Origin of the sequence: Rhizobium viscosum (assembly GCF_014873945.1) — a bacterium.
Lineage (GTDB): Bacteria > Pseudomonadota > Alphaproteobacteria > Rhizobiales > Rhizobiaceae > Rhizobium > Rhizobium viscosum.
Window position 1 is genome coordinate 1,534,201 of record NZ_JADBEC010000002.1, and the last position, 25,409, is coordinate 1,559,609.

30 protein-coding genes and 1 pseudogene are annotated in these 25,409 nt (G+C 59.9%); 18 read left to right on the forward strand and 13 right to left on the reverse strand.

Annotation, left to right across the window (positions count from 1 at the left end):
- Positions 1-21: 21 nt before the first annotated feature.
- Complete coding sequence (locus H4W29_RS27880) at positions 22-2,013, forward strand: polysaccharide biosynthesis protein (protein WP_246517485.1); 1,992 nt, start codon at positions 22-24, stop codon at positions 2,011-2,013.
- Positions 2,014-2,052: 39 nt separating this feature from the next.
- Here the strand turns inward: H4W29_RS27880 and H4W29_RS27885 are convergent, their stop codons facing one another.
- Positions 2,053-2,796 carry an SDR family NAD(P)-dependent oxidoreductase gene (locus tag H4W29_RS27885; protein WP_192732039.1) on the reverse strand — a complete coding sequence of 248 codons (744 nt, stop codon included), beginning with the start codon at positions 2,794-2,796 and terminating at the stop codon, positions 2,053-2,055.
- Between the two features lie 119 nt (positions 2,797-2,915).
- Between H4W29_RS27885 and H4W29_RS27890 the strand changes: the two genes are divergently transcribed.
- Positions 2,916-3,533: a TetR family transcriptional regulator gene (locus tag H4W29_RS27890; protein ID WP_192732040.1), complete on the forward strand. Its 618-nt coding sequence runs from the start codon at positions 2,916-2,918 to the stop codon at positions 3,531-3,533.
- A gap of 14 nt (positions 3,534-3,547) precedes the next feature.
- On the opposite strand, the gene H4W29_RS27895 is transcribed toward H4W29_RS27890, so the two are convergent.
- From H4W29_RS27895 to H4W29_RS27915, 5 genes are all read right to left on the reverse strand, one after another.
- Complete coding sequence (locus H4W29_RS27895) at positions 3,548-4,525, reverse strand: L,D-transpeptidase family protein (protein ID WP_192732041.1); 978 nt, start codon at positions 4,523-4,525, stop codon at positions 3,548-3,550.
- 157 nt (positions 4,526-4,682) lie between these two features.
- Positions 4,683-5,174 (reverse strand): nuclear transport factor 2 family protein, encoded by a 492-nt coding sequence (locus H4W29_RS27900; RefSeq protein ID WP_246517487.1) that lies wholly within the window; start codon positions 5,172-5,174, stop codon positions 4,683-4,685.
- Between the two features lie 29 nt (positions 5,175-5,203).
- Positions 5,204-5,731: a nuclear transport factor 2 family protein gene (locus H4W29_RS27905; protein ID WP_192732042.1), complete on the reverse strand. Its 528-nt coding sequence runs from the start codon at positions 5,729-5,731 to the stop codon at positions 5,204-5,206.
- A 37-nt stretch (positions 5,732-5,768) separates the two neighbouring features.
- A complete protein-coding gene (locus H4W29_RS27910; RefSeq protein WP_192732043.1) occupies positions 5,769-6,725 on the reverse strand; it encodes an alpha/beta hydrolase in 957 nt (318 codons plus the stop codon).
- 252 nt (positions 6,726-6,977) lie between these two features.
- On the reverse strand, positions 6,978-7,619 hold the full coding sequence (locus H4W29_RS27915) for a hypothetical protein (protein WP_192732831.1): 642 nt from the start codon (positions 7,617-7,619) through the stop codon (positions 6,978-6,980).
- Positions 7,620-7,702: 83 nt separating this feature from the next.
- Between H4W29_RS27915 and H4W29_RS34855 the strand changes: the two genes are divergently transcribed.
- The 6 genes and pseudogenes from H4W29_RS34855 to H4W29_RS27945 all read left to right on the forward strand — a co-directional run bounded on the left by H4W29_RS34855 (position 7,703) and on the right by H4W29_RS27945 (position 11,181).
- On the forward strand, positions 7,703-8,023 hold the full coding sequence (locus tag H4W29_RS34855; RefSeq protein WP_376776591.1) for a hypothetical protein: 321 nt from the start codon (positions 7,703-7,705) through the stop codon (positions 8,021-8,023).
- Positions 8,024-8,077: 54 nt separating this feature from the next.
- The gene (argS, locus tag H4W29_RS27925) at positions 8,078-8,341 is read left to right on the forward strand and encodes an arginine--tRNA ligase domain-containing protein (RefSeq protein ID WP_192732044.1); all 264 of its coding nucleotides are present in this window, start codon (positions 8,078-8,080) and stop codon (positions 8,339-8,341) included.
- 17 nt (positions 8,342-8,358) lie between these two features.
- On the forward strand, positions 8,359-8,733 hold the full coding sequence (locus H4W29_RS27930; protein WP_192732045.1) for a hypothetical protein: 375 nt from the start codon (positions 8,359-8,361) through the stop codon (positions 8,731-8,733).
- Between the two features lie 252 nt (positions 8,734-8,985).
- Entirely contained in the window at positions 8,986-9,822 is an 837-nt protein-coding gene (locus H4W29_RS27935; protein ID WP_376776592.1) for an alpha/beta fold hydrolase, read from the forward strand.
- Positions 9,823-9,919: 97 nt separating this feature from the next.
- Positions 9,920-10,378: a RidA family protein gene (locus H4W29_RS27940; RefSeq protein WP_192732047.1), complete on the forward strand. Its 459-nt coding sequence runs from the start codon at positions 9,920-9,922 to the stop codon at positions 10,376-10,378.
- A gap of 75 nt (positions 10,379-10,453) precedes the next feature.
- Positions 10,454-11,181 (forward strand): annotated as a pseudogene (locus H4W29_RS27945) (gamma-glutamylcyclotransferase).
- 36 nt (positions 11,182-11,217) lie between these two features.
- On the opposite strand, the gene H4W29_RS27950 reads toward H4W29_RS27945, so the two are convergent.
- Positions 11,218-12,117, reverse strand: a complete 900-nt coding sequence (locus H4W29_RS27950) for a LysR family transcriptional regulator (RefSeq protein WP_192732048.1) — start codon at positions 12,115-12,117, stop codon at positions 11,218-11,220.
- A gap of 118 nt (positions 12,118-12,235) precedes the next feature.
- Between H4W29_RS27950 and H4W29_RS27955 the strand changes: the two genes are divergently transcribed.
- From H4W29_RS27955 to H4W29_RS27995, 9 genes are all read left to right on the forward strand, one after another.
- Positions 12,236-13,174, forward strand: coding sequence for a VOC family protein (locus H4W29_RS27955; RefSeq protein WP_192732832.1), 939 nt, complete (start codon positions 12,236-12,238; stop codon positions 13,172-13,174).
- A 163-nt stretch (positions 13,175-13,337) separates the two neighbouring features.
- Positions 13,338-14,255: a LysR family transcriptional regulator gene (locus H4W29_RS27960; RefSeq protein ID WP_192732049.1), complete on the forward strand. Its 918-nt coding sequence runs from the start codon at positions 13,338-13,340 to the stop codon at positions 14,253-14,255.
- A gap of 677 nt (positions 14,256-14,932) precedes the next feature.
- On the forward strand, positions 14,933-15,622 hold the full coding sequence (locus H4W29_RS27965) for a hydrolase (RefSeq protein WP_037118424.1): 690 nt from the start codon (positions 14,933-14,935) through the stop codon (positions 15,620-15,622).
- Between the two features lie 66 nt (positions 15,623-15,688).
- Positions 15,689-15,976: a XapX domain-containing protein gene (locus tag H4W29_RS27970; RefSeq protein ID WP_064811094.1), complete on the forward strand. Its 288-nt coding sequence runs from the start codon at positions 15,689-15,691 to the stop codon at positions 15,974-15,976.
- Positions 15,976-17,958, forward strand: a complete 1,983-nt coding sequence (locus H4W29_RS27975; RefSeq protein WP_192732050.1) for an amidohydrolase — start codon at positions 15,976-15,978, stop codon at positions 17,956-17,958. Before H4W29_RS27970 ends, H4W29_RS27975 begins: the two co-directional genes overlap by 1 nt.
- A 174-nt stretch (positions 17,959-18,132) precedes the next feature.
- Positions 18,133-18,576 (forward strand): DoxX family protein, encoded by a 444-nt coding sequence (locus tag H4W29_RS27980; RefSeq protein WP_192732051.1) that lies wholly within the window; start codon positions 18,133-18,135, stop codon positions 18,574-18,576.
- Complete coding sequence (locus H4W29_RS27985) at positions 18,573-20,171, forward strand: MFS transporter (RefSeq protein WP_192732052.1); 1,599 nt, start codon at positions 18,573-18,575, stop codon at positions 20,169-20,171. The genes H4W29_RS27980 and H4W29_RS27985 overlap by 4 nt, the downstream gene beginning before the upstream one ends.
- A gap of 166 nt (positions 20,172-20,337) precedes the next feature.
- The gene (locus tag H4W29_RS27990; RefSeq protein ID WP_192732053.1) at positions 20,338-21,018 is read left to right on the forward strand and encodes a YoaK family protein; all 681 of its coding nucleotides are present in this window, start codon (positions 20,338-20,340) and stop codon (positions 21,016-21,018) included.
- A gap of 48 nt (positions 21,019-21,066) precedes the next feature.
- On the forward strand, positions 21,067-21,456 hold the full coding sequence (locus H4W29_RS27995) for a DUF1622 domain-containing protein (protein WP_192732054.1): 390 nt from the start codon (positions 21,067-21,069) through the stop codon (positions 21,454-21,456).
- A 23-nt stretch (positions 21,457-21,479) separates the two neighbouring features.
- Here H4W29_RS27995 and H4W29_RS28000 read toward each other — a convergent pair whose 3' ends face one another.
- The 4 genes from H4W29_RS28000 to ku (H4W29_RS28015) are packed head-to-tail and all read right to left on the reverse strand — an operon-like array spanning position 21,480 to position 23,695.
- Complete coding sequence (locus H4W29_RS28000; protein ID WP_192732055.1) at positions 21,480-21,695, reverse strand: hypothetical protein; 216 nt, start codon at positions 21,693-21,695, stop codon at positions 21,480-21,482.
- The gene (locus tag H4W29_RS28005; RefSeq protein ID WP_192732056.1) at positions 21,695-21,955 is read right to left on the reverse strand and encodes a hypothetical protein; all 261 of its coding nucleotides are present in this window, start codon (positions 21,953-21,955) and stop codon (positions 21,695-21,697) included. Before H4W29_RS28005 ends, H4W29_RS28000 begins: the two co-directional genes overlap by 1 nt.
- Before the next feature lie 4 nt (positions 21,956-21,959).
- On the reverse strand, positions 21,960-22,775 hold the full coding sequence (gene ku / locus H4W29_RS28010; protein ID WP_192732057.1) for a non-homologous end joining protein Ku: 816 nt from the start codon (positions 22,773-22,775) through the stop codon (positions 21,960-21,962).
- 11 nt (positions 22,776-22,786) lie between these two features.
- Complete coding sequence (gene ku, locus H4W29_RS28015; RefSeq protein WP_192732058.1) at positions 22,787-23,695, reverse strand: non-homologous end joining protein Ku; 909 nt, start codon at positions 23,693-23,695, stop codon at positions 22,787-22,789.
- Positions 23,696-23,937: 242 nt separating this feature from the next.
- Here ku (H4W29_RS28015) and H4W29_RS28020 point away from each other — a divergent pair, with 242 nt between their 5' ends.
- Entirely contained in the window at positions 23,938-24,174 is a 237-nt protein-coding gene (locus tag H4W29_RS28020) for a hypothetical protein (protein ID WP_192732059.1), read from the forward strand.
- A 118-nt stretch (positions 24,175-24,292) separates the two neighbouring features.
- On the opposite strand, the gene H4W29_RS28025 is transcribed toward H4W29_RS28020, so the two are convergent.
- Both H4W29_RS28025 and H4W29_RS28030 read right to left on the reverse strand, forming a co-directional pair.
- Complete coding sequence (locus tag H4W29_RS28025) at positions 24,293-24,448, reverse strand: hypothetical protein (RefSeq protein ID WP_192732060.1); 156 nt, start codon at positions 24,446-24,448, stop codon at positions 24,293-24,295.
- A gap of 113 nt (positions 24,449-24,561) precedes the next feature.
- Entirely contained in the window at positions 24,562-25,311 is a 750-nt protein-coding gene (locus H4W29_RS28030; RefSeq protein WP_312872425.1) for a helix-turn-helix domain-containing protein, read from the reverse strand.
- Positions 25,312-25,409: the final 98 nt, after the last annotated feature.

The window sequence follows — 25,409 nt, forward strand, 5'->3', positions numbered from 1 at the left end:
TGATGGGTGGGCAGTATAAACATGCATGATGATCCCTCAAATGACGGATCAAAGACCAGCCGGTCCTGGATGTCGATGCAGGCACTGGTCGGCCCGCTATTGGCGATGCCGCGTCCGGCCAAGCGCATTCTTGCACTTATCGTCGATTCCAGCCTCTGTGTTCTGACCATCTGGCTTGCCTATTGTTTCCGCCTGAACGAGTGGACGATCCTGACGGGGGTGCAGTGGCTCGCCGTTCTCGTGGCGCTGTGCCTGGCGCTGCCGATCTTCATTGTCATGGGCATGTACCGGGCAATCTTTCGTTATGCCGGCATTGCCGCTTTCCTGGCTGTGCTGAAGGCGATCGCGATCTATGGCGTTGCCTTCGCTACGATCTTCACCGCGCTCAGCGTCCCCGGCATTCCGCGCACGGTCGGCATTCTGCAGCCGTTGCTTCTGTTGATCGCAATCGGCCTCTCGCGCCTCGGCATCCGCTATTGGCTCGGCGATACCTATCAGCGCATCCTGCACCAGGGTGCAATGGCAAAGGTACTGATCTATGGCGCCGGCAGTTCCGGCCGGCAACTTGCCGCCGCGCTAACCAACAGTGCCGAGCTCAACGTCGTCGGTTATCTCGATGACGATCCGAAGCTCAAGGGCGGCATTATGGGCGGCCTGCCGATCTATGATCCCTCCGACCTGACCGGGCTCGTCCAGACGCTGAACGTCCACAACGTGCTTCTCGCTCTACCCTCGGCAACACGCCAGCGCCGTAATGAGATCCTTGAACAGATCCGCAAGGCGCGGGTGAATGTGCGTACGCTGCCGGATCTGACCGCCCTTGCACAGGGTCGCATCGCCGTTTCCGATATCCGCGAACTCGAAATCGAAGATCTGCTCGGACGCGAGGCCGTGGCGCCGCGCCAGGAGCTTCTCGATAAGGCCACACTTGGCAAGGTGGTGATGGTGACGGGCGCCGGCGGCTCGATCGGCAGCGAACTCTGCCGCCAGATCCTGCGCTGCGGCCCGACGCAACTGATCCTCGTTGATCAGAACGAATATGCGCTCTACGCGATCCACGGGGAGCTGCAGAAGCTTTCGGAACTGTACGAGCAGCAGAATGTCCAGATAGTGCCGATCCTCTGTTCGGTGCGCGACCGCGACCGCATGGAACATATCATCATGAGCTGGCGGCCGCAGACGCTCTATCATGCCGCCGCCTACAAGCATGTGCCGCTCGTCGAGCAGAATGCCGTGGAAGGCATCAAGAACAATGTCATGGGCACGCTGATCACCGCACAGGCGGCCGAAAAATACGGTGTCTCCAATTTCGTATTGATCAGCACCGACAAGGCGGTCCGCCCGACCAATGTCATGGGCGCCAGCAAGCGTCTGGCCGAAATGGTGCTGCAGGCGCTATCGGCTGAAAAGCTGGCCGGCACGCACACCAATTTCTCCATGGTCCGCTTCGGCAATGTGCTGGGTTCCTCCGGTTCCGTCGTGCCGCTATTTCGCCAGCAGATCAGGGATGGCGGCCCGGTGACGCTAACCCACCCTGATATCACCCGCTACTTCATGACGATCTCGGAGGCCTCCCAGCTCGTCATCCAGGCAGGCGCCATGGCCGATGGCGGCGATGTCCTCCTGCTCGACATGGGCGAGCCGGTGCGCATTGCCGATCTGGCCCGCCGGATGATCGATCTTTCGGGCCTGACGGTTCGCAGTGACGACAATCCCGAAGGCGATATCGAGCTTTCGGTCACGGGTCTGCGCCCCGGCGAAAAGCTCTATGAGGAACTGCTGATCGGCGATAATCCCGAGACGACGCAGCATCCGCGCATCATGAAGGCACGCGAGGATTTCCTCTTCTGGCCGGAGCTTTCCAAGCGCCTGAAGGTTCTCGATGCCGCCCTCGACCGCAACGATATTCCAGCCGCCCGCCTGATGCTTGCCGAACTCGTCTCCGGCTATGCCTCGACCGGCGAGGTGACAGATCTTGCGCTGAGCGCCGCCGAGGCCAATACGGCCGCATGATCAAAGCCCGGTTTTTACCGGACTTCTTCCTTCTCAGTTTCAGGCATTCGCCCCATTGTCGACCGTCCAGGCCGCACCGGTGACCGAGCGCGCGGCCGGCGAGGCGAGATAGGAAACGACATCGGCGATCTCGCCGGGATCGGCAAAGGCGGCCGGATTGGACATGAGGCCCTTCTGTTCGCGCGCATGCGGCCCGTCTGCCGGATTCATGTCCGTATCCGTCGAGCCGGGATGCACGGCATTGACGGTGATGCCGCGCGGACCGAGCTCTCGGGCGAGCGCCTGCGACAGGCCGGCAATCGCCGCTTTGCTCGCCGTATAGAGGCTGAGCCCGGGGGAGGTGGCACGCACGGCGAGATTGCTGCCGATCGAAATGATGCGCCCGCCGTCCGGCATGACTGTCAGCGCTGCCTTCGACGCCACGAAGGCCGAGCGGACATTGATCGAGAAGGTTCTATCGAAATCGCCAGGCGACAGCGTCTCGATCGGAGCGGCGTGGAAAATCCCGGCATTGTTGACGAGGATATCGATGCCGCCGAAGGTTTCTGCTGTCCTGGCAACGGCAGCCTCGATATCGGCAGCGTCGGACGCATCGGCCCTGAGGGCGAGCGCCGTTCCGCCGGCAGCCTCGATCGCCTTGACGACATTGGCGGCCGCTTCCGCCCCATTCACATAGGTCAGCGCGACTTTGGCGCCATCGGCGGCCAGCCGCTTGGCGATTGCAGCGCCGATGCCGCGGCTTCCGCCGGTGACGAGCGCAACCTTTCCATAGAGAACAGACATGATATTCCTTTCTGTAATGAGTGATACAGAATTCATGCTGCGATTGATTCATCCCGTCAAGCGATTTATGTATTGAACGATACAGAATTTAAATCCCGGCCGTGCAAGGGAAACCTGAGATGAGCGAACGTGGGCGTCCGAGAAGCTTCGACCGGCAGCAGGCGCTTTCGCGCGCAATGCATCTCTTTTGGCAAAAGGGTTTTGAGGAAACGTCGATGAGCGATCTGACCCAGGCCATGGGCATCGCGCCTCCAAGCCTCTATGCCGCCTTCGGCTCCAAGGAGGCGCTCTTTACCGAGGCGCTTGATCTCTATCAGGCGACGGTCAATAACGAGATCTGGAACGCACTTAACGAGGGGGGGACGATTGCCGAGGCGATCGAAGGTTTTCTCTTCAATACTGCCCGCGCCTATAGCCGCCCGGATCAGCCGCCCGGCTGCATGATCGTGCTCGGTTCCAATCCGGCGGCCAGCGAAATCGAAGCGATCGGCGAGGATCTCAGGCAGCGCCGCGCCGAGAATATTAGCCAGCTTATGAAAAGGTTCGAGCGGGCCGTCAGCGAAGGCGAACTGATCGACACTTTCGACTGCGAGGCCGCTGCCGTCTTCTTCGCCACGCTGCAGAACGGCATGTCGCTGCTCGCCCGCGACGGCGGCGGAGAGGCGGCGCTTATGGCTGTCGCTCGCAGCGGAAATCCTGCGCTTCAAGGCATGACCCGCGATCATCGCCGCCGTTGAGCTGCTGCTCCGCTCTAGTCGGCGAAGTCGACGATGACGCCGGGCTTTACCATGCCGGCAAGTTCCTCGACATCCCAGTTGGTCAGCCGCACACAGCCGTGCGAACCAGCCTTGTCGATCAATGAGGGCTCCGGCGATCCGTGGATGCCATAGGTCGGCTCGGAGAGGTCTATCCAGACAGTCCCGACCGGGTTGTTGGGTCCGCTCGGCAGTTTCAGGAGCTTCCTGTTATGGCCCTGCTGAAAATTTACCTTCGGATTATACGTGTATTTGGGATCACGAGCGACACCGTTTACCTTGTGCCGGCCTACAGGCGAAGGGTTGTCGTCGCTGCCGATCGTCGCCGGGTAGACCGCGAGAGCAGATCCGTCGTCAGCAAAGGCCAGCACCTCGCCGCCTTTCCTGCGGACCTCGATACGCTTGACCTTCCCCATCCTTGGCGCACCAATGACCGCAACGGAAATCGTTTCGCCCGCGGCGAATTGGGCGCCGGGGTTCAATGCTTTCAGCAGGTCGATGTCCATATGGAAGCGCTCGGACAGCCGCTCGGCGACGCTTGTATAGCCGAGATGTGTCATCCTTGCCTGCTTTGCGTAATCCTTCGGAATGTTCTCGACGAGATCTGCGGCATCATCCTGCACAATGACATAGGGACCGATAACCTTCCGATCGTCCTGGAGTCGGGAGAGCATCTGCGGGTCGGGTTTTCCGTCGATCGGAAGGCGTTGCATGATTTCGAAGCCGGCGATCGCTTTGACGACGTTTTCACCGTAGAAACCGTCGATCACTCCGGGCGACGCGCCGGCGCGATCCAGCAGAACCTGCAGATGAATGATCGCTGGATCCGGCGTCGTTGATCTTTCACTCGGAGGGGCTGAGGAGATGGCATCGATCGATGCGTCATTGATGCTTTGAGCCGCAAGGGGCTGGGCATTCCCGACACCGTAGATTGAAAGCGATATGAAGCCGCAAACGAGCATGGATCTGATCATGCTGTTTAAATCACGGCGGATAAAATGGTTCCTTCAGCACTTTGCCGGACAAGTTCTTTTTTTTATCGGGGAAGGGCCGGGCGCCGCGGCCGACCGAACTGCAGCCCGACATGACCCGTGGCCACGCTGCGGATAAACCTGCCCTCCCGCGCCGGTCTCACTCCGCCAGCCTCTCCGGCAGCGGCTTCAGCGGATAGGCCTGCCAGAAGAAGCTGTCGGCGGCGGCCTGGTCGAAGGCGAAGTTGCGAGCTTCCCGGATCCTGCCGTCCTCAATGCGGAAGGCAAGCACCCAGACCGTATCGACATTGGCCCCGCTTTCGCGGTTGGACCAGCCACGATGTATGTCGATCACCCAGTTCTCATCGGCCGTCAGCGTGATGAGTTCGGCGCGGAAGCCCGACTTTCCGAGTTCCCGGAAGAAGGCGGCAACTTCGCCCCTGCCGCGCTTGGTGCCGGCAAGCGGATGATGGCCGGGAATGTGCCATTCGATATCATCGGCGAAGAAGCTGGCAACACGGTTCATCTCGCCGCTGGCATAGGCGGCGTAGTAGTCGGCGATTACCCGCTTGTTCTCGTCGGGGCTGGCAGCCATGGACGCGCTTGCGGAAAAGAGCGCGAGTAAAATGGTGAGAACCTGTGAAATGCGCATGTCGATCTCCTTAGGTGGAGAGGGATTGCTCAGCGGGAAGCCTTGGCACGCTCCGCGGCACGGTTCACCAGGCCGCGGTCGCCGGTCTCATGCGTCGGCGTCATTACCAGCCGCGTGACCTTCCAGACGCCGTCGCGTTTGGCGAGCTCGTAACGATAGTGGCCCATCAGCGTCCAGCTATCGGCATCGATGCGATGAACAGCCTGGAAATCGGCCTCGGCTGTCGCAGCTCTATCGCCGGCCTCGACGATCGTGTGGTTGGCGACGAGGTGCAGCGTCCGGTCGAAACCGGGCAGGAAGCCGGACCATTGGGCAACGACCTCATCGGCACTCTGGCTTGTCGCTTGCCCGCCCCAGAGGCCGGTATAATCGAGCATCACCTGATCGGCGAAAGCGCCGCGCACACGGCTCCACTGGTGCCGGTCGGCGCCGGCGGCGATATCGGTGATCGTATCGATGATGGCCATGCGGTCGTCGATGCCGATCGGCTCGGCGCCTGCGATATCGGAGCAGGCAAAGGGGGCGCAGATCGCCGTCATCAGGGTCAGGTATTTCATCGATCTCTCCTTGAAGGCAGGCGCGGGGATGGTTCGGTCAGGGCTTGTTGATGCGTCGGAAATGCTGAGCCGCGGCATCGGCAGCGCGCGAGACATCCTCCGGATTGTCGTAGAAATCGAACTGGCTGACATTGTCGAGCCAGAGCTCTGTGGCGTCACCCGTCAGAGCCGAGAAGAAGGCATGGGCGCCCTGCGGCACGGCTGCCGCCTCCGAATGGACGATCAGCAGCGGCTTGTCGAGGCGGCTGCCGAGCACGACGGAATCATAGGTCAGCCACGGCTCCCAGGAGGCGAGGTTGAACCGATTGTCATATTCGCGGATCAGCCCGCGGCCGGTTTCGGTGTAATAGGGGATCTGGTACATGAGCGCAGTCTCGTCGGTCATGCTGGCCGCCGTGATGACCTGAGGCGCACCGTTCCGTTCGGCCTCTTCGGCCCGGCGTGACCGCGCGATCAGCCTTTCGACGCCCTCTTTGCCGCCATAGACCTGCTCGACAATTTCGCCATTGTGCAGCCAGGGGGCGATCAGCGAGACGCTCCGGAAATGGGCGTTCCCGGTCGCGGCTGCCACCATATAACCAGCCGACGCACAGATGCCGAGACCGGCGATCCTGGACGCATCGATTTCGGGCAGGCTGGCCAGATAGCCGGCGGCCGCCGAAATATCCTCGGTCTTGGCGGCCGGATCTTCCTTGAAGCGGATATCGCCGCCCGATTGCCCCCAACCGCGGAAATCGAAGGCGAGCGCCACGAAGCCGCGCTCGGCCATTTCGCGGGCATAGAGGCCTGACATCTGCTCCTTGATCGATGTCCAGGCACCGGTGACCAGCACGCCGGGGCGCTTCTCTGCTGGCTGGAAATCGGCCGGCAGATAGAGCGTGCCGGCGAGTGTCGTTCCCTCATTCTCGAAGGAAACCTGCCGCGTCTTGATATCGGCGGCAAAGGCGCTCGCGCTCAGGGCCGCACCGATCATCGAAAGAGCAAGGCGTCTCATCGCAAATCCTCCATTCGCCCCTCATTGGATCGAAGGAAATTTGGCAGGAATGAGCGCCGACCGCCGGAGCCATTCTTGGCGATGAATAGGTGTTTCTTGCGTTTTGTGGCGCTCAGTTCATGCGGAAGGCGGCCGTTTCACAACCGGCATTCTGGCAGACGCGTTCGATCGGAATGAGTGCCTTGGGATTGCGTGAAGAAGCAACATGCCGCCAAAAGGCGCCTTGGCCAGTGAAGACTCAGCGCCAGCGACTTATCGCAACAGGCCGTCACTCCCGAATTCTTCCCAACCGCTGAGACCGCTCGCCACCTCGTCAGCACTTTTCTCGACTTTCTTGGTTTTCGTCTGCTTCTTCAGCGAACGCGTCAACTTTGCCTGATACGCGGCCCGTCTGCGATTTTCCGCTTTCGCCGTCGCGTCTTCCTCCCGCCATTCGTCCACGGCGCCGCGATCGAGCAGATCCTCGACAACTCGGGGGTCGAATACGTGAAAGGTGATCTTCCTTGCGCGCCCTTGTAGCCTCATCGTGCGCGTTCCGGCGCTGGGTAGGCGACCGTCTTCAAGCCAGCGCTTCCGCTCTGCTGCCGTGATTGTCAGGATATCCTCGATCTCACGAGGAATGACTGGAAGGCTTGCGATGCCATCCAGGGCGCTGGAAACGGCCGATGCCGTTGCTCTGAATGCTGTCTTCGAACTCTCTGGCATTACAAGGATGAGCCCGCCTGCCTGCATATCCAGTGATTTCCGGACCGGAGCTGGTAGTCGGGAGCGGATTTCCTGCAGGATTCCCTTCACTCTGACACCGGATCCGAGGGTCGCAGCGACTGGAAGCGACCACTCCCTGATCAGTTCGGGATCGTCGCTTTCCTTCTTTTTCGTCTTCGTCTTGGGCATGCGCAGCAGATGGTGTCGAAGGGGCCGAGCGTCAACGGAACTCCGGGTGATTTCCCACGTTCTCGCAGCGAGGAGGAGCCCCCATGTCTGTGCCAAACGAGCCCATTGTGCCGCCGCCATCACCGCCGCCCGTCGACACGCCTCCGCGCGATCCCGACCGCGCACCCGGCGAGGAACCGCTTCCCGATCCCGAACCCGACGAGGGCGCCTTTGCCAAGCGTGCGTGCTTCTGTCCATTGCCCGACCTGGGCCCTTCTTTGCAGGGGCGTTCGTCTTCAGCAGGAGGAGAGGCATTGACCACCAATTGGCGCGACGACTTGCGGCTTAAACTCGAAGATTTCGTAGTTAATGGCGCAAAACAGGTCGACGTCTATAACGCCTTCAGAAGGAACTCGACGCCCTGAGAGCCGCGTACGACCGCGACCCGGATCCGACTGACGATCCCCGCGACGTCGTCGATGAACCTTCGAACGGCTGGCCCGCTTCCCAAGGCTGACGACGCCTTGGGTCAGGCTGATCCGGCACCCGGCGTCGAGCAGGAGCCGCCGCTGAGAACGGTCATCGACTTCGGCGGGCCGAACGTCGCCAAGGCTCTGCATGTCGGCCACCTCCGAGCGTTCGTCATCGGTGAAAGCCTGCGGCGGATCCTGGTCGAGATGGGTCACGAGGTCATCTCGGACGTTCATCTCGGCGACTGGGGCCTCAGATGGGGCCAGGCATAAGCAAGACGTCGTCCAGATTGTCGCTTCACCGTGATGACTGGTCCGGGAACTTCAGCCCGGACCGCTTTTTAGGAGAGTCGTCTACTCGGCTGCCGCTGCAGCCCGTTGCTGCCAACGAAATCGCGCTGAGAACTTCATCGTACAACGTCCGGCGTCGCCGCTTCCGATGCTCGGAGCCGGAGTGCCGCGCCGAGTTCTCCGTGACATCCGGGACCGTGTTTGCCAACCGCAAGCTGTCGTTCAAGAAGATCATCATGGCGATCTGGGAGGAAATCACGGCTGCCAAAGGCATGGCCGCACTTCACCTAAGCCGCAAGCTCAACGTCCAATACAAGACCGCCTATGCAGAAGGCGTTCGACCTGGCTGTCAATTGTTGCGGAATGAACAATAAAATAGAAACTATTCCTGCAATTGTGAGGAGTGGGAGCTGACGGCATTATCCATCCGTCAGACGAACTCAGGTTCGCCTAACGTTCTCAATGACGAAATCGCAGGACGCGAGATGACTCAGAACCTTTCTTCCATGGCACGCAGGGGCGTACTGCTCTCCGCAGGCGCCGCCGCAGCGACCATGGCAATTTCGCCCACTCTCAGCTTCGCAGCCACGGCTGCTCCCGCCATCAACCAAAAAGGAAACAGGACAATGGCATATGTAACCACCAAGGACGGCGTTGAGATCTTCTACAAGGACTGGGGTCCGAAGGACGCTCAGCCGATCGTCTTCCACCACGGTTGGCCGCTGTCGTCGGATGACTGGGATGCCCAGATGCTGTTCTTCCTCTCCAAGGGTTATCGCGTCGTCGCCCATGATCGCCGTGGTCATGGCCGCTCTGCCCAGGTCGCCGACGGTCACGACATGGACCATTACGCTGCTGACGCTTTCGCCGTCGTCGAAGCGCTTGACCTGAGGAACGCCGTCCATATCGGCCACTCGACGGGTGGCGGCGAGGTTGCCCGTTATGTGGCCAAGCACGGTCAGCCATCCGACCGCGTTGCCAAAGCTGTTCTCGTCTCCGCCGTCCCGCCGCTGATGCTGAAGACAGACAGCAACCCGGAAGGCCTGCCGATGGAAGTCTTCGACGGTTTCCGCTCCGCACTCGCCGCCAACCGCGCGCAGTTCTTCCGCGATGTTCCGGCCGGTCCATTCTACGGCTTCAACCGTGATGGTGTCACAGTCCAGGAAGGCGTGATCCAGAATTGGTGGCGACAGGGCATGATGGGCGGCGCGAAGGCCCATTACGACGGCATCAAGGCCTTCTCCGAAACCGACCAGACGGAAGACCTGAAGGCCATCACCGTGCCGACGCTGGTTCTACACGGCGAAGACGACCAGATCGTGCCGATCGCAGGCTCCGCACTGAAGTCTTCCAAGCTCCTGAAGAATGGCACGCTCAAGACCTATCCCGGCTTCTCGCACGGCATGCTGACTGTCAACGCCGATGTCCTAAATGCCGATCTCCTGGCCTTCGTGAAGGCCTGATCGGTCCGGCGGCGGGTGCGGCCTCCCACGCATCCGTCGCCTCCATGAACCACGAGTGCCTACTCGGCGCGCCATCATTCAATGCAAGGAACCTATCATGACGAACAGCAACCCGTCCAAGAAAGTAGAGAACCATGGCGTCGCCTGGGAGCGCGCCTTCGGATACGTTCAGGCCGTGCAGGTTAAGGACACGATCTATGTCTCGGGCCAGTTGAGCCACGATGACAACGGCAATCTTGTCGCACCGGCGGAACTCGATGAGGATAAGCGGCCTACTGACTTCTCGCAGATGGAGAGCCAGATCCGCCAGACCTACGTCAACGCACAGACACTGCTCGCCAGATATGGTGCGACCCTCGACGATGTTGTTGAAGAGACACTGTATGTGCTTGATGTTCCTAGCACGTTTGCGGCCGGATCCAAGGTCCGCAAAGAGATGTACGGCACGGATGTGCCTCAGTGCGCCAGCAACCTAATCGGCGTTTCGGCGCTGGCTTTCCCCGAGCAACTCGTCGAAATCACCTTCCGGGCAATTATCAACCGTCCCACTGTCTAATTCGGCGGCAGCTACTCCATGAACCGCCGGAAGCTATTGGCCTCCGGCGGCAAACTCGTTGAAACGGTTCACACGATGCCAAAGACACCGACCGCCAATGCGGCCACACCTGCCACCATGGAACTTACCCCCGACCTCGTCGCCACGACCATCAGAATTGTCGAAGACGAGGGACCGGAACCCAATTGGAATCCGATCTCCCCCGAGCAGCTAGACGACCTCGTCAGCAGGGTTGAGGAAGAGGCTGGTGACGGGGAGATATGGGTGTTCGCGTACGGATCCTTGATGTGGAACCCGGGCTTCGAGGTGGCCGCCAGCGAAGAGGCGTCGCTTACGGCTGGCACCGTACGTTCTCATTGAGGATTGAGCGGCTCAGGGCCACCTCCGACGCGCCCGGTCTCATGCTCGCGCTTCGGCCAGGAGGAAGCTGTTCGGGTCTTGTGCTCAAGCTTCCGTGCACTACCAAGAGGGAGAATCTGCGTACTCTTCTGGCCCGAGAGATTCGGTATGCCGAAGTGTGCGAAATGGTGCGTTGGGTTGCGGTCAAGACACCGAAGGGTGTGCGGCGGGCGCTCACGTTCTGGGCGAGCGGTAGGCAATCTCCGCTCACGGAGAAGATTCCCCTCGAAGAGGCGGCAGGGTTGATCGCGCAGGCATGTGGACCTGCCGGATCTTGCGCGGAATACCTGCATCGGACGGTTTCCGATCTGGCGGATCGCAAAATCTATGATCGAAACCTGTGGCAGCTACAGCAAATAGTCGCAGCTAGGCTTCGAGCACGCCAACAGCATGATCGAACCTGAAACGTGCCAGATCATGGTGACGGGCATTTGCGTGCGTCAGTCCAACATGACCATCTTTGCCGCGACCTGTTCCTCGAAGAACTTGGAGAATGACGCAATCCTTGGCGGGAGGGCTTGGTAGGGCGGGTAGAACAGCGTCAGCCACAGGTCCGTCGGTGCCCATCCCTTGAAGACGTGGACAAGGCGACCGCTACTGATGTGATCGGCGATGTTGAATCCTGGAAGCAGCGCAACACCCGCGCCGTCGGCGGCCATGTCTGCCAGAACCTCTCCGCTGTTCGCGCTGAAGGCTCGACCTGCCGAAATCGTGATGCTTGACCCACCGTCCGACAGCACCCAGTTTTCACGCCGGCTTTCGCCGCTGTACGCGAGGCAGTCATCGGGCTTAAGTTCGTTCGGGTGCTGCATGTCGGCGAATCTGCTTCCGGGAGCGGCGACCAGGATGCGCGGCACCACCCGGATCTTCCTCCAGATCGTGAACTTGTCCGAAGGCTGCGACGAGATGCGGATCGCCAGATCGTAGTCGTCGTCGACGATGTTCACCAATCCATCGGACAGCGAGATCTCGAAGCTCATCTTCGGATAGCGTTCCTTGAACCCGGACAGGATAGGCGGCAGCACCGTCTTGCCGAACCATGTCGGCGCACTGATACGCAGCCGACCCTCGTCCGCCTTGTGCGCGTTCATTACTTCGCGCCGCGCGTCTTCCAGAGTCTTGACCGCTGGCTGGATCTGCGCAGCAAAGATCGCGCCGTCGGTCGTCAGGGACACCTGCCGGGTCGTGCGCACAAAGAGCTGTACGCCAAGTTCCGCCTCAAGGGCGGCGATCGCCCGTGTCACTGCTGCTGGTGTCATGTCCAGTTCGCGGGCGACCTGGGCGAAATTCCGCTTCTCGGCGGCAAGCAGGAAGGTTCGGAGGGCTTTGTAGTCGTTCATATCATTGTTTCAGAATTGGCAATTCAATCACAAGAAATATTGCAATTATCGACGAGGATCAACCAGTCTAAATTCATATCAACACATGAAGCACCAACGCCCGATGAAAGGCATCGATATGATCAAGGATATCAAGGGACTGCATCACGTGACCTCCATGGCATCGGATGCGCGGCAGAACAACCGCTTCTTCACCGACACGCTGGGCCTGCGCCGCGTCAAGCAGACAGTCAATTTCGACGACCCGAGCGTCTATCACCTGTATTACGGCGACGAGAACGGTTCAGCCGGGACGGTCATGACTTACTTCCCGTTCCCCAACATGATGCTGGGGCGTCCGGGCGTAGGCGAGGTCGGTGAGACGCAGTTCTCGGTTCCAAAGGGCTCGCTGAAGTTCTGGCAGGATCGCTTCGCGGCTCAAGGTGTCGACGGTCTGGAAAAGGATGCTGTCTTCGGTGCCAACCGTCTTCGCTTCATGGGTCCGGATGGCGACAGCTTTGCGCTTATCGAGTCCGCCGACGACAAGCGTGCTCCATGGCTGGCGGATGGAATTCCAGATGATGCGGCGATCCGCGGTTTCGCTGGCGCACGCTTCAGCCTGCACGACACCGCTGCAACGGAGGAGTTGCTCGGCTTCATGGGCTACGAGCGCGCCGAGAAGGAGGGCGAGGTGACTCGCTTCATCATCCCCAATGGCAATGGCAACGGAGCGGATACGATCGATCTCGCATCCCTGCCGAAAACGCCCTTCGCGCGACAGGGTGCGGGATCCGTGCACCACATCGCATTCGCCGTCGACAACCGCGAGAAGCAGCTCGAAGTGCGCAAAGCGCTGATGGATACCGGCTATCAGGTCACGCCAGTCATCGACCGCGACTATTTCTGGGCGATCTACTTCCGCACGCCGGGCGGCATTTTGTTCGAAGTCGCGACCAATGAACCGGGCTTCAATCGCGACGAAGACACGGCTCACCTTGGGGAAGCACTCAAGCTACCGGGCCGATATGAAGCTTTCCGCGATCAGATCCAGGCAAATCTCGAGCCATTGGGTGCCTGACAAACTGATGGCATTTCGAATTTTGGACGCCGCATGTCTACCCGGCCGCGCCCAGGGTTTTTGCAGCGAAGATCTTCAAACATTCGACTACGCCTGATGCCCTTTGCAACTGATCGATAACTGAGCCCCAAGGCATTCGCACACATTCGATGGAGAGATGACAATGGATCAATTGGGAGCGATCAGAGCCTTTGTTCGGGTCGTCGAGGCCGGATCCTTTGCAAAGGCTGCAGACACGATGGGTGCGCCGCGGTCGACCGTGAGTAAGCTTGTTCAGGATCTCGAGGCAAGCCTGAGCCTCAAACTGCTCGAACGCACGACACGTTCAGTCACCGTGACACCTGAGGGAGTTGCTTACTACGAGCGCGCCATTCGCCTGATCGTCGATTTCGACGAAATGAACAATGAGGCGACCCGTGGGCGCCTAGCCACCAGGGGAAAACTTCGGGTTGACGTGGGAGGGTCCTTCGCGAACGCGATTTTGATCCCTCGGTTGCCAGAGTTTTACGCGCTCTATCCAGAGATCGAGTTGCATCTTGGTGTAACAGAACGTCAGGCCGACATCGTCGAAGAGGGCATAGACTGCGTCATTCGTGCCGGCGATCTGCCCAGCGCATCTCTTGTTGCGAGGAAGTTATGCAGCGTTGAGATAGTGACCTGCGCAACCCCGGGGTACCTCGAAGAACACGGCGTGCCAGCTTCGCCATCGGATCTGCAGCGTGATCATACTTTCGTGCAGTACTTTTATGCACGTAGTCTGAAAGCTGCACCCGTTCGACTGATTAAAGGCGATGAGAAAATCGAGTTTAACAGCCCCATCAAGCTCTCCACCAGTGATGCTACGGCGCATTTACATGGAATATTAGCGGGACTGGGTATCGGGCAGACATTTGAATTCTTGGCACGGCCCCATATCGCTCGTGGCGCCCTGGTCCCAATCATGAACGATTGGGCGCCACCACGTTATCCTGTTCACATAGTAAGGCCAGCGGGCCGGTTTCCGAGCGTTAAGTATCAGGTCTTTGCAGACTGGGTTGCGGGCGTATTCTCTGCCTACGACCATGATACCGGCACACCCTAGTGGTGGCTTTGTCCATATCCATGGATGGTTCCTCCACATTCACGGGCTTCTCCCATCTCTCCTTTGAAGATATTTCCCCCGGCTGATTTGATCCATCGTCGGACAGACGGCGCGGGAGTGGCAACGCTGTTGAGAGTAAGCAGAAGACAAAGTAATCGCGATATGGAACCCCTGCGCGTACAGCGTAGTCACCATCTAGTCGCGTCAATGCTCAACAGCAGACTGCCAAGCATTTCGCGGCTTACACGCCGCTCCCCTGTTGTCCAAGGGCTGTTTCGCCTCGAGCGAATCCAGCCAAATCGCTCCACGCCGTATAGCGTGAACAGTGACACTGCAAACTACCTCAGGGCCGCCTGTCCGAAGGAAATTTTCCTGAGCAAATCTAGGACCGAATGGTCGCGTAGCGCAGCCTCGTGCGACGTCCCGGGTCAACCGAACGCCAGAGTAATTATTGCGATAAAGGCAATTCATTCGCAATTAATATTCCAATTTCGCACAAGCGCAAACCACACTACGTTTCCTTTCAGCAGCCGAGGCAACCAGTGAATGGAAGCATTGGTTTCGACCCACTCAGGGCCTTACGAGCCGTGTTCCAGGACATGGTGTCCGACCAACAGGCCCTGCCCAGTTTATAACCCGCCGCATTCGCGGTCCAAACAACCGAAGAGGAAAATCTCATGTCCAAGCTCGAAGTCCTGACCCCCGCGAACAGCCAGCTCATCTTCATCGACCAGCAGCCGCAGATGGCGTTCGGCGTCCAGTCGATCGATCGCCAGGTACTGAAGAACAATGTCGTCGGCCTCGCCAAGGCTGCCAAGATCTTCAACGTCCCGACCACGATCACCACGGTCGAGACGCAATCCTTCTCGGGCAACACCTTTCCGGAACTGCTTGCCGTCTACCCGGAGAACGATATTCTCGAGCGCACCTCGATGAACTCCTGGGACGACCAGAACGTCCGTGACGCGCTGGCGAAGAACGCCGCCGAGGGCCGCAAGAAGATCGTCGTCTCCGGTCTGTGGACAGAAGTCTGCAACACCACCTTCGCGCTCTCGGCTCTCCACGATGTTCCGGACTACGAAATCTACATGGTTGCCGACGCTTCCGGCGGCACGTCCTCCGACGCACACAAATACGCGATGGACCGGATGGTTCAGGCAGGCGTGATCCCGGTCACCTGGCAGCAGGTCCTGCTCGAGTGGCAACGCGACTGGGCGCGCAGGGAAACCTACGATGCTGTCACCACCCTGGTGAAGGAGCATTCCGGCGCATACGGCATGGGCGTCGACTACGCCTACACGATGGTTCACGGCGCAGAGGAACGCGTCAAGCACGGCAAGCGCATCGGCCCGAACCCAGCCAAGTAACGGCCTGATCAGGCCGCTCCGATAAGCCCGTCGGAGCGGCCTTTCCCTAACCGTGGAGGACATCCCGTGAAAATCTATCTTCTCTCTCTCGGTGCAGGTCTGCTTGTGGGCATCGTCTACAGCCTCCTGAACGTCCGCTCGCCGGCTCCGCCCGTCATCGCCCTGGTCGGCCTTCTCGGTATTCTCGTCGGCGAACAGATCATCCCCTTCGCAAAGACCTTGTGGAGCAGGGAGCCGGCAGCCGTTTCATGGCTTCATCAGATCAAGCCGCACATGTTCGGCCACCTGCCGAAGGGCGGCGATCGGATCGACCTCGCCCATCAGGCGGAGGCGAAAGCGGAGGAGCGGAGCTGATGACGACTCGTCGATCCTTTCTTGGGGGCGCGTCGAGCCTGGCGTTCTCGAACCTCTTCTCCCCGGCGAAAGCCGCCGATCCCAACCAGACCGGAGTAGACACCATGCATCCCGACCTGATCCTCCACAACGGCCGCGTGACGACCCTCGACCGCACCAATCCGAACGCCACGGCGATCGCCATCAAGGATGGCCTGTTTCTCGAAGTCGGATCCGACAGCGAGATCATGGCGCTGGCTGGTGCCGACACGAAGATTGTCGACCTCAGGGGCAAGCGCGTCCTGCCGGGTCTGATCGACAACCACACCCACGTCGTCCGTGGTGGCCTGAACTACAACATGGAACTTCGCTGGGACGGCGTGCGCTCGCTAGCAGATGCCATGGACATGCTGAAGCGCCAGGTGGCGATCACGCCCGCGCCGCAATGGGTGCGCGTCGTCGGCGGCTTCACTGAACATCAGTTCGCCGAAAAGCGCCTGCCGACGATTGAGGAGATCAATGCTATCGCGCCCGATACCCCGGTCTTCCTGTTGCATCTCTACGACCGGGCACTCCTGAACGGCGCGGCCCTGCGCGCGGTCGGCTACACCCGGGACACGCCGAACCCGCCGGGCGGCGAGATCACCCGCGACGCCAACGGCAACCCGACGGGCCTGCTACTGGCCAAGCCGAATGCAGGCATTCTCTACTCGACGCTCGCCAAGGGGCCGAAGCTTCCTCTGGACTATCAAGTAAACTCGACCCGCCACTTCATGCGCGAACTGAACCGCCTTGGCGTTACCGGTGTGATCGACGCGGGTGGCGGCTTCCAGAACTATCCGGACGACTACGCGGTCATCCAGAAGCTGTCGGACGAGAACCAGATGACGGTTCGTCTAGCGTACAACCTCTTCACCCAGAAGCCCAAGGAAGAGAAGCAGGATTTCCTGAACTGGACGCAGTCGGTCAAATACAAGCAGGGCAACGACTACTTCCGTCACAACGGTGCGGGCGAGATGCTGGTCTTCTCGGCTGCCGACTTCGAGGACTTCCGCCAGCCCCGTCCGGAAATGGCTCCGGAAATGGAAGGCGAACTGGAAGAGGTCGTCCGCGTCCTGGCCGAGAACCGCTGGCCGTGGCGTCTCCATGCCACCTATGACGAGACGATCTCCCGCGCCCTCGACGTGTTCGAGAAGGTCAACAAGGACATTCCGCTCGAAGGACTGAACTGGTTCTTCGACCATGCCGAAACCATCTCGGATCGCTCGATCGACCGCATCGCCGCACTCGGTGGCGGAATCGCCACGCAGCACCGCATGGCCTATCAGGGCGAATATTTCGTCGAGCGATACGGTCACGGCGTGGCCGAGGCTACGCCGCCGATCAAGCGCATGCTCGACAAGGGTGTGAATGTCTCCGCAGGCACCGATGCGACGCGCGTCGCCTCCTACAATCCGTGGGTCTCGCTGTCGTGGATGGTCACCGGCAAGACTGTCGGCGGAATGCAACTCTATCCGCGAGCCAACTGCCTCGATCGCGAGACGGCGCTGCGCATGTGGACCGAAAAGGTCACATGGTTCTCGAACGAAGAGGGCAAGAAAGGTCGTATCGAGAAGGGCCAGTTTGCCGACCTCGTGGTGCCTGACAAGGACTTCTTCTCCTGCGCCGAGGACGAGATTTCATTCCTCACCTCGGAACTGACCATGGTCGGCGGCAAGATCGTCTATGGCGCGGGCGACTTCAAGACGCTCGACGAGAACGACATCCCGCCTGCAATGCCCGACTGGTCTCCCGTACGCAAGTTCGGCGGTTACGCGGCCTGGGGCGAACCGGAAGGCGCAGGCGCTCGCTCATTGCGCCGCACGGCGATCTCCACATGCGGATGTGCCAGCGATTGCGGCGTGCATGGCCATGACCATGCCGGAGCTTGGACATCCAAGCTTCCGATCGCCGACCTCAAGGGATTCTTCGGCGCTCTCGGCTGCTCCTGCTGGGCGGTCTAAACTCAGCTTTGCGCTCGGGCGGCCACGCCGCCGCCCGAGCGACCCGTCGGATAATTTCAAAAACCGCAATTAAATCGAAACGATTGCTGCAATTGTTGGTAAGACGGTAACCAGCCAATATCGCTCCATCAAACGCAGCCGCTCGATCAGATCGGCGAACATGCAGGAGCAGATATGACCCACCAATCGCATATGTCGAATCCAGTCCGGAGCAGTCTGGCACGCATCGTCGCTTCTCCGGTCACGCGAACCGTGTCGCTGCTTGCGCTCTGCGCCGCCTACATCCAGGGCCCGCTCACCAAGATCTTCGATTTCAACGGCGCACTGGCCGAAATGGACCACTTCGGTCTCCACCCAGCCGCCTTCTTCGCAGTCGCCGTCATCGTGTTCGAACTCGCGGCTTCAGCCATGGTGGTCTCGGGCTTCCTGCGTTGGGCGGGCGCCCTGGCACTGGCTGGCTTCACACTTCTCGCGACCTTCATCGCTCTCCGCTTCTGGGAGATGGCTCCCGGCATGGACCGCATGATGGCGACCAACGCCTTCTTTGAACATGTTGGCCTCGCTGGCGCATTCCTCTTCGTCGCCGCATTCGACCTCGCCAAGGGAGCAGGCAAATGAGCGCGGCAAGAGCATCCGGCGGAACCTTCGCGCCACTCGCACAGCCTGTGTTTGCGGTTCTCTGGATCGCCACCGTCCTTGGCAATACCGGAAGCTTCATGCGCGACGTCGCAAGCTCCTGGCTGATGACGGATCTTTCGGCATCGCCGGCCGCGGTCGCCATGGTCCAGGCGGCCGGAACCCTGCCGATCTTCCTGCTTGCCATTCCTGCGGGCGTTCTCACCGACATCCTTGATCGCCGCAAGTTCCTGATCGCCGTCCAGCTCCTGCTGGCATCCGTCAGCATCTCGCTTATGGTCCTGTCCCAGACGGGCATGCTGTCGGTCAGCGCGCTGATCGGTCTGACCTTCCTCGGCGGCATTGGCGCTGCTCTGATGGGACCGACATGGCAGGCCATTGTTCCCGAACTGGTCAAACGCGAGGATGTCAAGAGCGCCGTGGCGCTGAACTCGCTCGGCATCAACATTGCCCGCTCCATCGGGCCTGCCGCGGGCGGCCTGCTTCTTGCAGCATTTGGAGCCGGGATCACCTACGGCGCGGATGTCGCAAGCTACGCCGTGGTGATTGCAGCTCTGGTCTGGTGGCCACGGGCGAAGAATGCAAACGACGCGCTTCAGGAGAACTTCTTCGGTGCCTTCCGGGCCGGGCTTCGTTACACCCGCTCGAGCACACCGCTCCACGTCGTCCTCCTGCGCGCCGCGATCTTCTTCGCCTTCGCCAGCGCCGTCTGGGCGCTCCTCCCGCTCGTCGCCCGGCAGTTGCTGGGTGGTGATGCCAGCTTCTACGGCATCCTGCTCGGTGCAGTCGGTGCAGGCGCGATTGGTGGCGCCTTGGTCATGCCGAAGCTGCGCGAACGCCTGAGTTCCGACGGCCTGCTTCTCGGCGCCGCGCTGATCACCGCTGCCGTCATGGGCGTCCTGTCACTCGCCCCGCCGAAGATCGTTGCCATCATCGTTCTTCTGTTCCTCGGGGGCGCATGGATCGCCGCCCTGACCACGCTCAACGGCGCGGCCCAGGCTGTCCTGCCGAACTGGGTGCGCGGTCGCGGCCTCGCCGTCTACCTCACCGTCTTCAATGGTGCGATGACTGCCGGGAGCCTCGGATGGGGCGCGGTCGGCGAGGCCGTCGGCATCCAATCGACCTTGCTCATCGGAGCCGCCGGACTGCTTGTGGCCGGGTTCATCATGCACCGCGTGAAGCTTCCTGCAGGCGATGCCGACATGGTGCCGTCCAATCACTGGCCTGAGCCGCTTGTTGCGGAACCCGTTGCCAATGACCGCGGTCCGGTTCTGATCCTGATCGAGTACAAGGTCGAGAAGCAGCACCGCAGCGCATTCCTGCACGCCATCGATCATCTTTCCAACGAACGCCGCCGCGATGGTGCCTATGGCTGGGGTGTCACCGAGGACTCGGCTAACCCGGAGAAGATCGTCGAATGGTTCATGGTGGAATCCTGGGCTGAACATCTTCGCCAGCACAAGCGGGTCTCCAATGCCGACGCCGACCTGCAGGGCAAGGTGCTGGCCCACCATGTCGGCCCCGAGAAACCTGTTGTCCGTCACTTCCTGACGATCAATCGGCCTGGTGCCGCATAACGAAGACTTGGGCAGGGCGGCGGCTTCGGCCGCCCTGCCCATTATGCCGCCACGCGCAATGACCTCGGAACAATTGATGCAATTGTTGAAGCCGGCATCTGGCGTCAAAACTGGAGCCACGTCGCGAGCCACGTCGCGGGCACCTAACAGAAATAGAGGTCAAGAAATGAAGCTTCCCTCCCTTCCCACCCTTCTGAGTTTCAATGGCGGCTACGTCGATACGCTCGGCTTCCTGGCTCTTTCAGGGCTTTTTACTGCGCATGTCACAGGCAACTTCGTGACCTTGGGCGCAACGATGGCGCATGGCCTTGGCGGAGCCCTGTCGAAGGTGCTGGTCCTTCCGATGTTCTGCCTGGTCGTCTTCGCGTCCCGGCTGGTCTGCCTGAAACTTCAAAACCGGAATCGCTCCCCCGTCCGGCCGATGCTGGTCGTAAAATTGATCCTGCTCGCCGCGGTAGCGGTCATTGCCATTGTTTATGGTCCATTCCACGGCGACGAGAACGGCGTTACGTTTGCAGTTGCGATGACACTGGTGTCGGCAATGGCCATACAGAACGGTCTTCACCGGTCCCATCTGTCGAAAGCGCCGCCGACCACCCTGATGACGGGTACGACGACACAGATCATGCTCGATCTTGCCGATATCCTTGCCAACTCGAAAGCCCAGGAAATCACCGTCGCAAAAGCACGGGTGAAAAAGATGGCCACCGCTGTCCTGACGTTTGCCGTCGGATGCGGCGCCGGAGCGGCCGGCTACATGTTCATCCCTGTGGCCGCCTTTAGCCTGCCAGCCATCATCGCCGGCGTTGCTCTCTTCGCCAGCACGTCAGGTGCCGAACCCAATTGACAGAAACTGGACGTCAGGGCTTTTCAGTTTATTACAGAGGATACTGAGATGGACATTGGTAGTGAAGCGAGCGGTCTTGCCAACCTGATCGCTCCCGTGTTGAAGCCGCTTGCGACCGGACTCGAATTTTTCGGGGTCGGCGTAATCCTGATCGGCGTGGCCGTGGCAACGGCTGGATACGTCCGGGATCTGCTCTCGTCCGGACAATGCGATGCCTATGAGTGCTATCGCGCCAATCTCGGGCGGGGGATATTGCTTGGGCTCGAAATCCTGATTGGGGCGGATATCATCGCTACTATTATTGCTCCTCTGACCTGGGAAAGCGTCGGCCTTCTCGGGCTTATCGTCCTCATTCGAACTTTCCTGAGCTTTTCGCTCGAGGCCGGGATCGATGGTCAGTGGCCGTGGTCGAGGAATGCCCAGCGTGGGAGCCCGTGAACCATTGGTCCAGTGTCTGATTTCTAGTTGCGGCTTGTTGCGAACACATTTCTGAGGTAGAACACTTTCATCGGCATTGCTGATGAGCGCTGAAATTCGCTGCTCGCAACGCCGCATCGCTGAAATGCTTTTGACCACGGATGTACTGGCACTGGTGAATTGGCGATGGTGAGGAAGGTCGGTGCGGTTTCGCCCCGGCCTTTTTTGTTGCTTGAAAGGCTGGACTTTCCCAGGCGCATCAGTGCCACGTATCCAGCAACGGCTCGTCGTCGAAGTTTCCATTGCTGGCAGCATCATAAGCGTTGATGCTGCGGCCGCCGCCACGCGTGCCGTATGCCGTCAGCTGGACCATGACTTCCTTCGCACGCTCAATGGCCTCTTCCTCGCTAGCAGCGTGACCGTCCGCAACCTTGATAGACACCGCTTCCCCATCGTCACCGACAAAATCTACACGCCAGACAGTCCGCTCGTGAGCAACCTTGGTTTCCAGAAGATGCATGGAATCACCCTGCCTTCCTGCCCTTGAGATCTGCCTCGAGGCTCTTCTTTAGGGCATCCATGATGTTGATGACGTTTGAAGCGGGAGCCCCGGCCTCCGTCTTCTTGCCTTTGGCGGTCTTCTTCGGCTTCAGCGCCTTCCTTTTCTCATCGATGAGTTTCAGCAGGCTTTCTTGTATCGGGTCGCTCGCCATGTCCGGCGACCAGCGAGCGGACTTTTGCTTGATGAGTTGTTGGATCAACGGAATAAGATCCGGGTCGGCCTTATCGTCGATGTCTTCGAAGTAATTCTCTTCCGGACGAACCTCGTCGCCGAAGCGCAAGCTCCACAGAACGATGCCTTCATTGCGGGGCTCGAGGATCACCGCCCGTTCCCGCCGGCCCATGACGAGCTTCGAGACGCCCACGACCTTGTCGGCCTTCATCGCGTCGCGGATCACGGCAAAGGCCTCGTTCCCGACGGGATCGTCCGGCATCAGGTAGTGTGCCTTTTCCAGATAGACCCATTCGATGCTCTCGGCGGGCACGAACGTTTCGATGTCGATCATCTTCACCGTCTCGAGCGCTACCGCGTCGAGATCGTCGTCGGTCAGGATGACGTAGTCGTTCTCGCCGCGGGCATACCCTTTCGCTTCGTTGTTTTCCTTCACCGGCTTCCTGGTCACCGAGTCGATGTATTGGGAAACCACGCGGTTTCCGGTGTCCTTGTTCAGGGTGTGGAAACGGACCTTCTCGGATTCCGATGTTGCCGGGGTCATCGCCACCGGGCAGGTGACCAGCGAAAGCTTCAGGTAGCCTTTCCAATAGTATTTCGGGGCCATGACCTATCTCCTCAGCCAGCTTTGCGCTGCGTGGCGGATCTCGAAGAAGCCGTCTTCGAAGCCGCCCCACGCACGGCAGGCTGCCGTCCTGTGCCAGCATTGGCATTGGCGGCTGTGCGTTTCGGTTTTTCCGCCGCAGCCTTCATCATCCCGGCGCTTTGGCGAAGAGCGGCCAACAGATCGTTGGGTTTGGAGACCTCGACCTTCTTCGGCTTCGGCAGCGAGCGGCCTTCAATCTTTGCCTTCACGAGATCGGCGAGCGCGGCTTCGTAGCGGTCTTCGAAGGTGGCCGGATCGAACTCGCCCTTCTTCGTACCGATGATGTGCTTCGCAAGCGCGAGCATCTCGCCCTGGATCTTGATCTTGGGCATCTCCTCGAACGCCTTCTTCGACGAGCGGACTTCGTAGTCGTAGTTCAGCGTGATTGCGATCAGGCCTTTTCCATGAGGGTGTATGAGCACGGTGCGCATCCGACGGAAGAGGACCGCGCGTGCAATGGCTGCGACCTTAGACTTCGCCATGCCGTCACGTAGGGCGGCAAAAGCGTCGCCACTCATCTTGTCGGGTGTGAGATAGTAGGGCTTGTCGAAATATAGGTCATCGACATCCAAGCACGGAATGAACGCCTCGATATCGAGCGTCTTGTTGCTATCGGGGATTGTTGCGGCAACTTCTTCCGGATCAATGATTATGTATTGACCGTTGTCGATCTCAAAACCCTTGGTCTGCAACTCTTTCGGAACAGGATCCTCGGTCTCGCTGTCGATGAAGATGCGATTTACCCGATTTCCAGTCGCCTTGTTGATTGTGTTGAACGTGATGCGGTCGGAGGTGCTTGCAGCCGTGTAGAGGGCGACACCGCACGACACCTCACCGAACTTGAGGAATCCCTTCCATTGCGCACGCATGCCACTTGCCATGACACTCACTCCGAATCACGTGGTAGCGACTCAAGACGAACGAGAGTGATTCGTTCCGACTCAAAACGAATCAATTTTCAATGATTTAGGAATTTTTCTTCGCAAATGGATTCTGGTTCTTACTGGGGTTGTGAAGGCTTCTACCATTCCCCCAATCGAGACAGGCATTGCCCGCTTCAGTCACACTACGCATCTTTTTGGAATTTCACGCGTTCTCCGAATACCGCGGCAAGGAGGATGCAATGTCCAAGCGAGAACGGATCGATACCAGAACAGACAAGCCATATGTCCGCGAGCTTCGCCTCAGGCTCGAGAAGCTCGTCGATGAGTATGTCGTCTCGGGCGCCAAAGCCCTGGAGGTCATAGCGTCAATCGAGGATGAGTTGGCAGAAATGAAGACTGCCTATGAGCGGGATCCGGATCCGGCAGACGATCCGACCTTGGTCGAGGAGCCTTCGAATGACTGGCCGGGCGGCTAATTCAGTGCAACAGGAATTCAAGAAATCAGCAAATGCCATCAACGACCGGCTTCGGCCCATGCTGACGTCGTCACCTGCCTTGGGAACTTGCCGATCCGCTGAAATCGACTATCGTTGATCAATCGACGAGAGCAGCGCCATGACAACGATAGAGCGTGCCGGCGAGTGTCGTTCCCTCATTCTCGAAGGAAACCTGCCGCGTCTTAATATCGGCGGCAAAAGCGCTCGCACTCATCAGGGCCGCACCGATCATCGAAAGAGCAAGGCGTCTCATCGCAAATCCTCCATCCTCTCCACATTGGGGGCGAAGGAAATTTGGCAGGAATGAGCGCAGGCCGCCGGAGCCATTCTTGGCAATGGACAGGCGTTTCTTGCGCTTTGTGGCGGTCACTTCATACGGAAGGCGGCCGGTGTGACACCGACATGGCGCCGGAAATGCCGGCCGAAGCGGGAGACGTCGTCATAGCCGACACGGGCTGCGACCTCCGCGACTGGCAGCCGCGTCGTCTTCAGCAGGATTTTTGCACGCTCCATCCGTTCATGGATGACATATTGGTAAGGCGATAAGCCAAAAGCCTTTCGAAAAGCACGCACGAAATGGAAGCGGCTGATCGCGGCCTCGGCAGCGATCTCGTCCAGCGACAGCTCTTCGGAGATATTGTCATGGATATAGGCGACTGCGCGCTGCAGGCGCCGGTCATCGACCGCTGCCGTCCCGTCCGAGCGCGGCGACAGCAGATGCGCAAGATGGGCGGCAAGCGCGAGTTCCATCGTTTCGTGATAGAGCGATACCGGTTCCCCGGCCGTCGAGACCGCCAGGCGCGCGAACTCTGCGAGCAGCGGATCGATGCGGCCGACAACCGGGCCTGCATCCCGTGCCCGGTCGAAGCCGACATCGACAAGCAGTGCATCGGGCAGTTCGAGCTTCAGATAGGAGAGGGCCGCATCATATTCGCAGATCCCGGATGCTCCTGCCGGCAATATCCAGCCCTCGCCGGCGGCAAGCGGAATGGGCTTTCGCCTGTCTGATCCGACAGCTATGCGGTGGCCCGGCTGATCGGTGAGGAACAGCCCGACGGCCATGCGCGGCAGGACGAATGCGCCGCCTCCAGGCGGCACGTCAAAGCTTTCGGCCACTAGTCGCTTTTGCGCTGCGCGCGCCCGCAATCCGCTCATAGAGCTGATGTTAGGCCGGACAGCGTGAAATTCAATCGGATGACGGTCCGTTCACGTCT

Excerpts from the sequence above, each read along its gene's own strand:
- H4W29_RS27880 (WP_246517485.1), top strand. The coding sequence starts at position 22 with ATGCATGATGATCCCTCAAATGACGGATCAAAGACCAGCCGGTCCTGG.
- H4W29_RS27885 (WP_192732039.1), bottom strand. The coding sequence starts at position 2,796 with ATGTCTGTTCTCTATGGAAAGGTTGCGCTCGTCACCGGCGGAAGCCGC.
- H4W29_RS27890 (WP_192732040.1), top strand. The coding sequence starts at position 2,916 with ATGAGCGAACGTGGGCGTCCGAGAAGCTTCGACCGGCAGCAGGCGCTT.
- H4W29_RS27895 (WP_192732041.1), bottom strand. The coding sequence starts at position 4,525 with ATGATCAGATCCATGCTCGTTTGCGGCTTCATATCGCTTTCAATCTAC.
- H4W29_RS27900 (WP_246517487.1), bottom strand. The coding sequence starts at position 5,174 with ATGCGCATTTCACAGGTTCTCACCATTTTACTCGCGCTCTTTTCCGCA.
- H4W29_RS27905 (WP_192732042.1), bottom strand. The coding sequence starts at position 5,731 with ATGAAATACCTGACCCTGATGACGGCGATCTGCGCCCCCTTTGCCTGC.
- H4W29_RS27910 (WP_192732043.1), bottom strand. The coding sequence starts at position 6,725 with ATGAGACGCCTTGCTCTTTCGATGATCGGTGCGGCCCTGAGCGCGAGC.
- H4W29_RS27915 (WP_192732831.1), bottom strand. The coding sequence starts at position 7,619 with ATGCCCAAGACGAAGACGAAAAAGAAGGAAAGCGACGATCCCGAACTG.
- H4W29_RS34855 (WP_376776591.1), top strand. The coding sequence starts at position 7,703 with ATGTCTGTGCCAAACGAGCCCATTGTGCCGCCGCCATCACCGCCGCCC.
- argS (WP_192732044.1), top strand. The coding sequence starts at position 8,078 with ATGAACCTTCGAACGGCTGGCCCGCTTCCCAAGGCTGACGACGCCTTG.
- H4W29_RS27935 (WP_376776592.1), top strand. The coding sequence starts at position 8,986 with ATGGCATATGTAACCACCAAGGACGGCGTTGAGATCTTCTACAAGGAC.
- H4W29_RS27940 (WP_192732047.1), top strand. The coding sequence starts at position 9,920 with ATGACGAACAGCAACCCGTCCAAGAAAGTAGAGAACCATGGCGTCGCC.
- H4W29_RS27950 (WP_192732048.1), bottom strand. The coding sequence starts at position 12,117 with ATGAACGACTACAAAGCCCTCCGAACCTTCCTGCTTGCCGCCGAGAAG.
- H4W29_RS27955 (WP_192732832.1), top strand. The coding sequence starts at position 12,236 with ATGATCAAGGATATCAAGGGACTGCATCACGTGACCTCCATGGCATCG.
- H4W29_RS27960 (WP_192732049.1), top strand. The coding sequence starts at position 13,338 with ATGGATCAATTGGGAGCGATCAGAGCCTTTGTTCGGGTCGTCGAGGCC.
- H4W29_RS27965 (WP_037118424.1), top strand. The coding sequence starts at position 14,933 with ATGTCCAAGCTCGAAGTCCTGACCCCCGCGAACAGCCAGCTCATCTTC.
- H4W29_RS27975 (WP_192732050.1), top strand. The coding sequence starts at position 15,976 with ATGACGACTCGTCGATCCTTTCTTGGGGGCGCGTCGAGCCTGGCGTTC.
- H4W29_RS27980 (WP_192732051.1), top strand. The coding sequence starts at position 18,133 with ATGACCCACCAATCGCATATGTCGAATCCAGTCCGGAGCAGTCTGGCA.
- H4W29_RS27985 (WP_192732052.1), top strand. The coding sequence starts at position 18,573 with ATGAGCGCGGCAAGAGCATCCGGCGGAACCTTCGCGCCACTCGCACAG.
- H4W29_RS27990 (WP_192732053.1), top strand. The coding sequence starts at position 20,338 with ATGAAGCTTCCCTCCCTTCCCACCCTTCTGAGTTTCAATGGCGGCTAC.
- H4W29_RS27995 (WP_192732054.1), top strand. The coding sequence starts at position 21,067 with ATGGACATTGGTAGTGAAGCGAGCGGTCTTGCCAACCTGATCGCTCCC.
- H4W29_RS28000 (WP_192732055.1), bottom strand. The coding sequence starts at position 21,695 with ATGCGCCTGGGAAAGTCCAGCCTTTCAAGCAACAAAAAAGGCCGGGGC.
- H4W29_RS28005 (WP_192732056.1), bottom strand. The coding sequence starts at position 21,955 with ATGCATCTTCTGGAAACCAAGGTTGCTCACGAGCGGACTGTCTGGCGT.
- ku (WP_192732057.1), bottom strand. The coding sequence starts at position 22,775 with ATGGCCCCGAAATACTATTGGAAAGGCTACCTGAAGCTTTCGCTGGTC.
- ku (WP_192732058.1), bottom strand. The coding sequence starts at position 23,695 with ATGGCAAGTGGCATGCGTGCGCAATGGAAGGGATTCCTCAAGTTCGGT.
- H4W29_RS28020 (WP_192732059.1), top strand. The coding sequence starts at position 23,938 with ATGTCCAAGCGAGAACGGATCGATACCAGAACAGACAAGCCATATGTC.
- H4W29_RS28025 (WP_192732060.1), bottom strand. The coding sequence starts at position 24,448 with ATGAGACGCCTTGCTCTTTCGATGATCGGTGCGGCCCTGATGAGTGCG.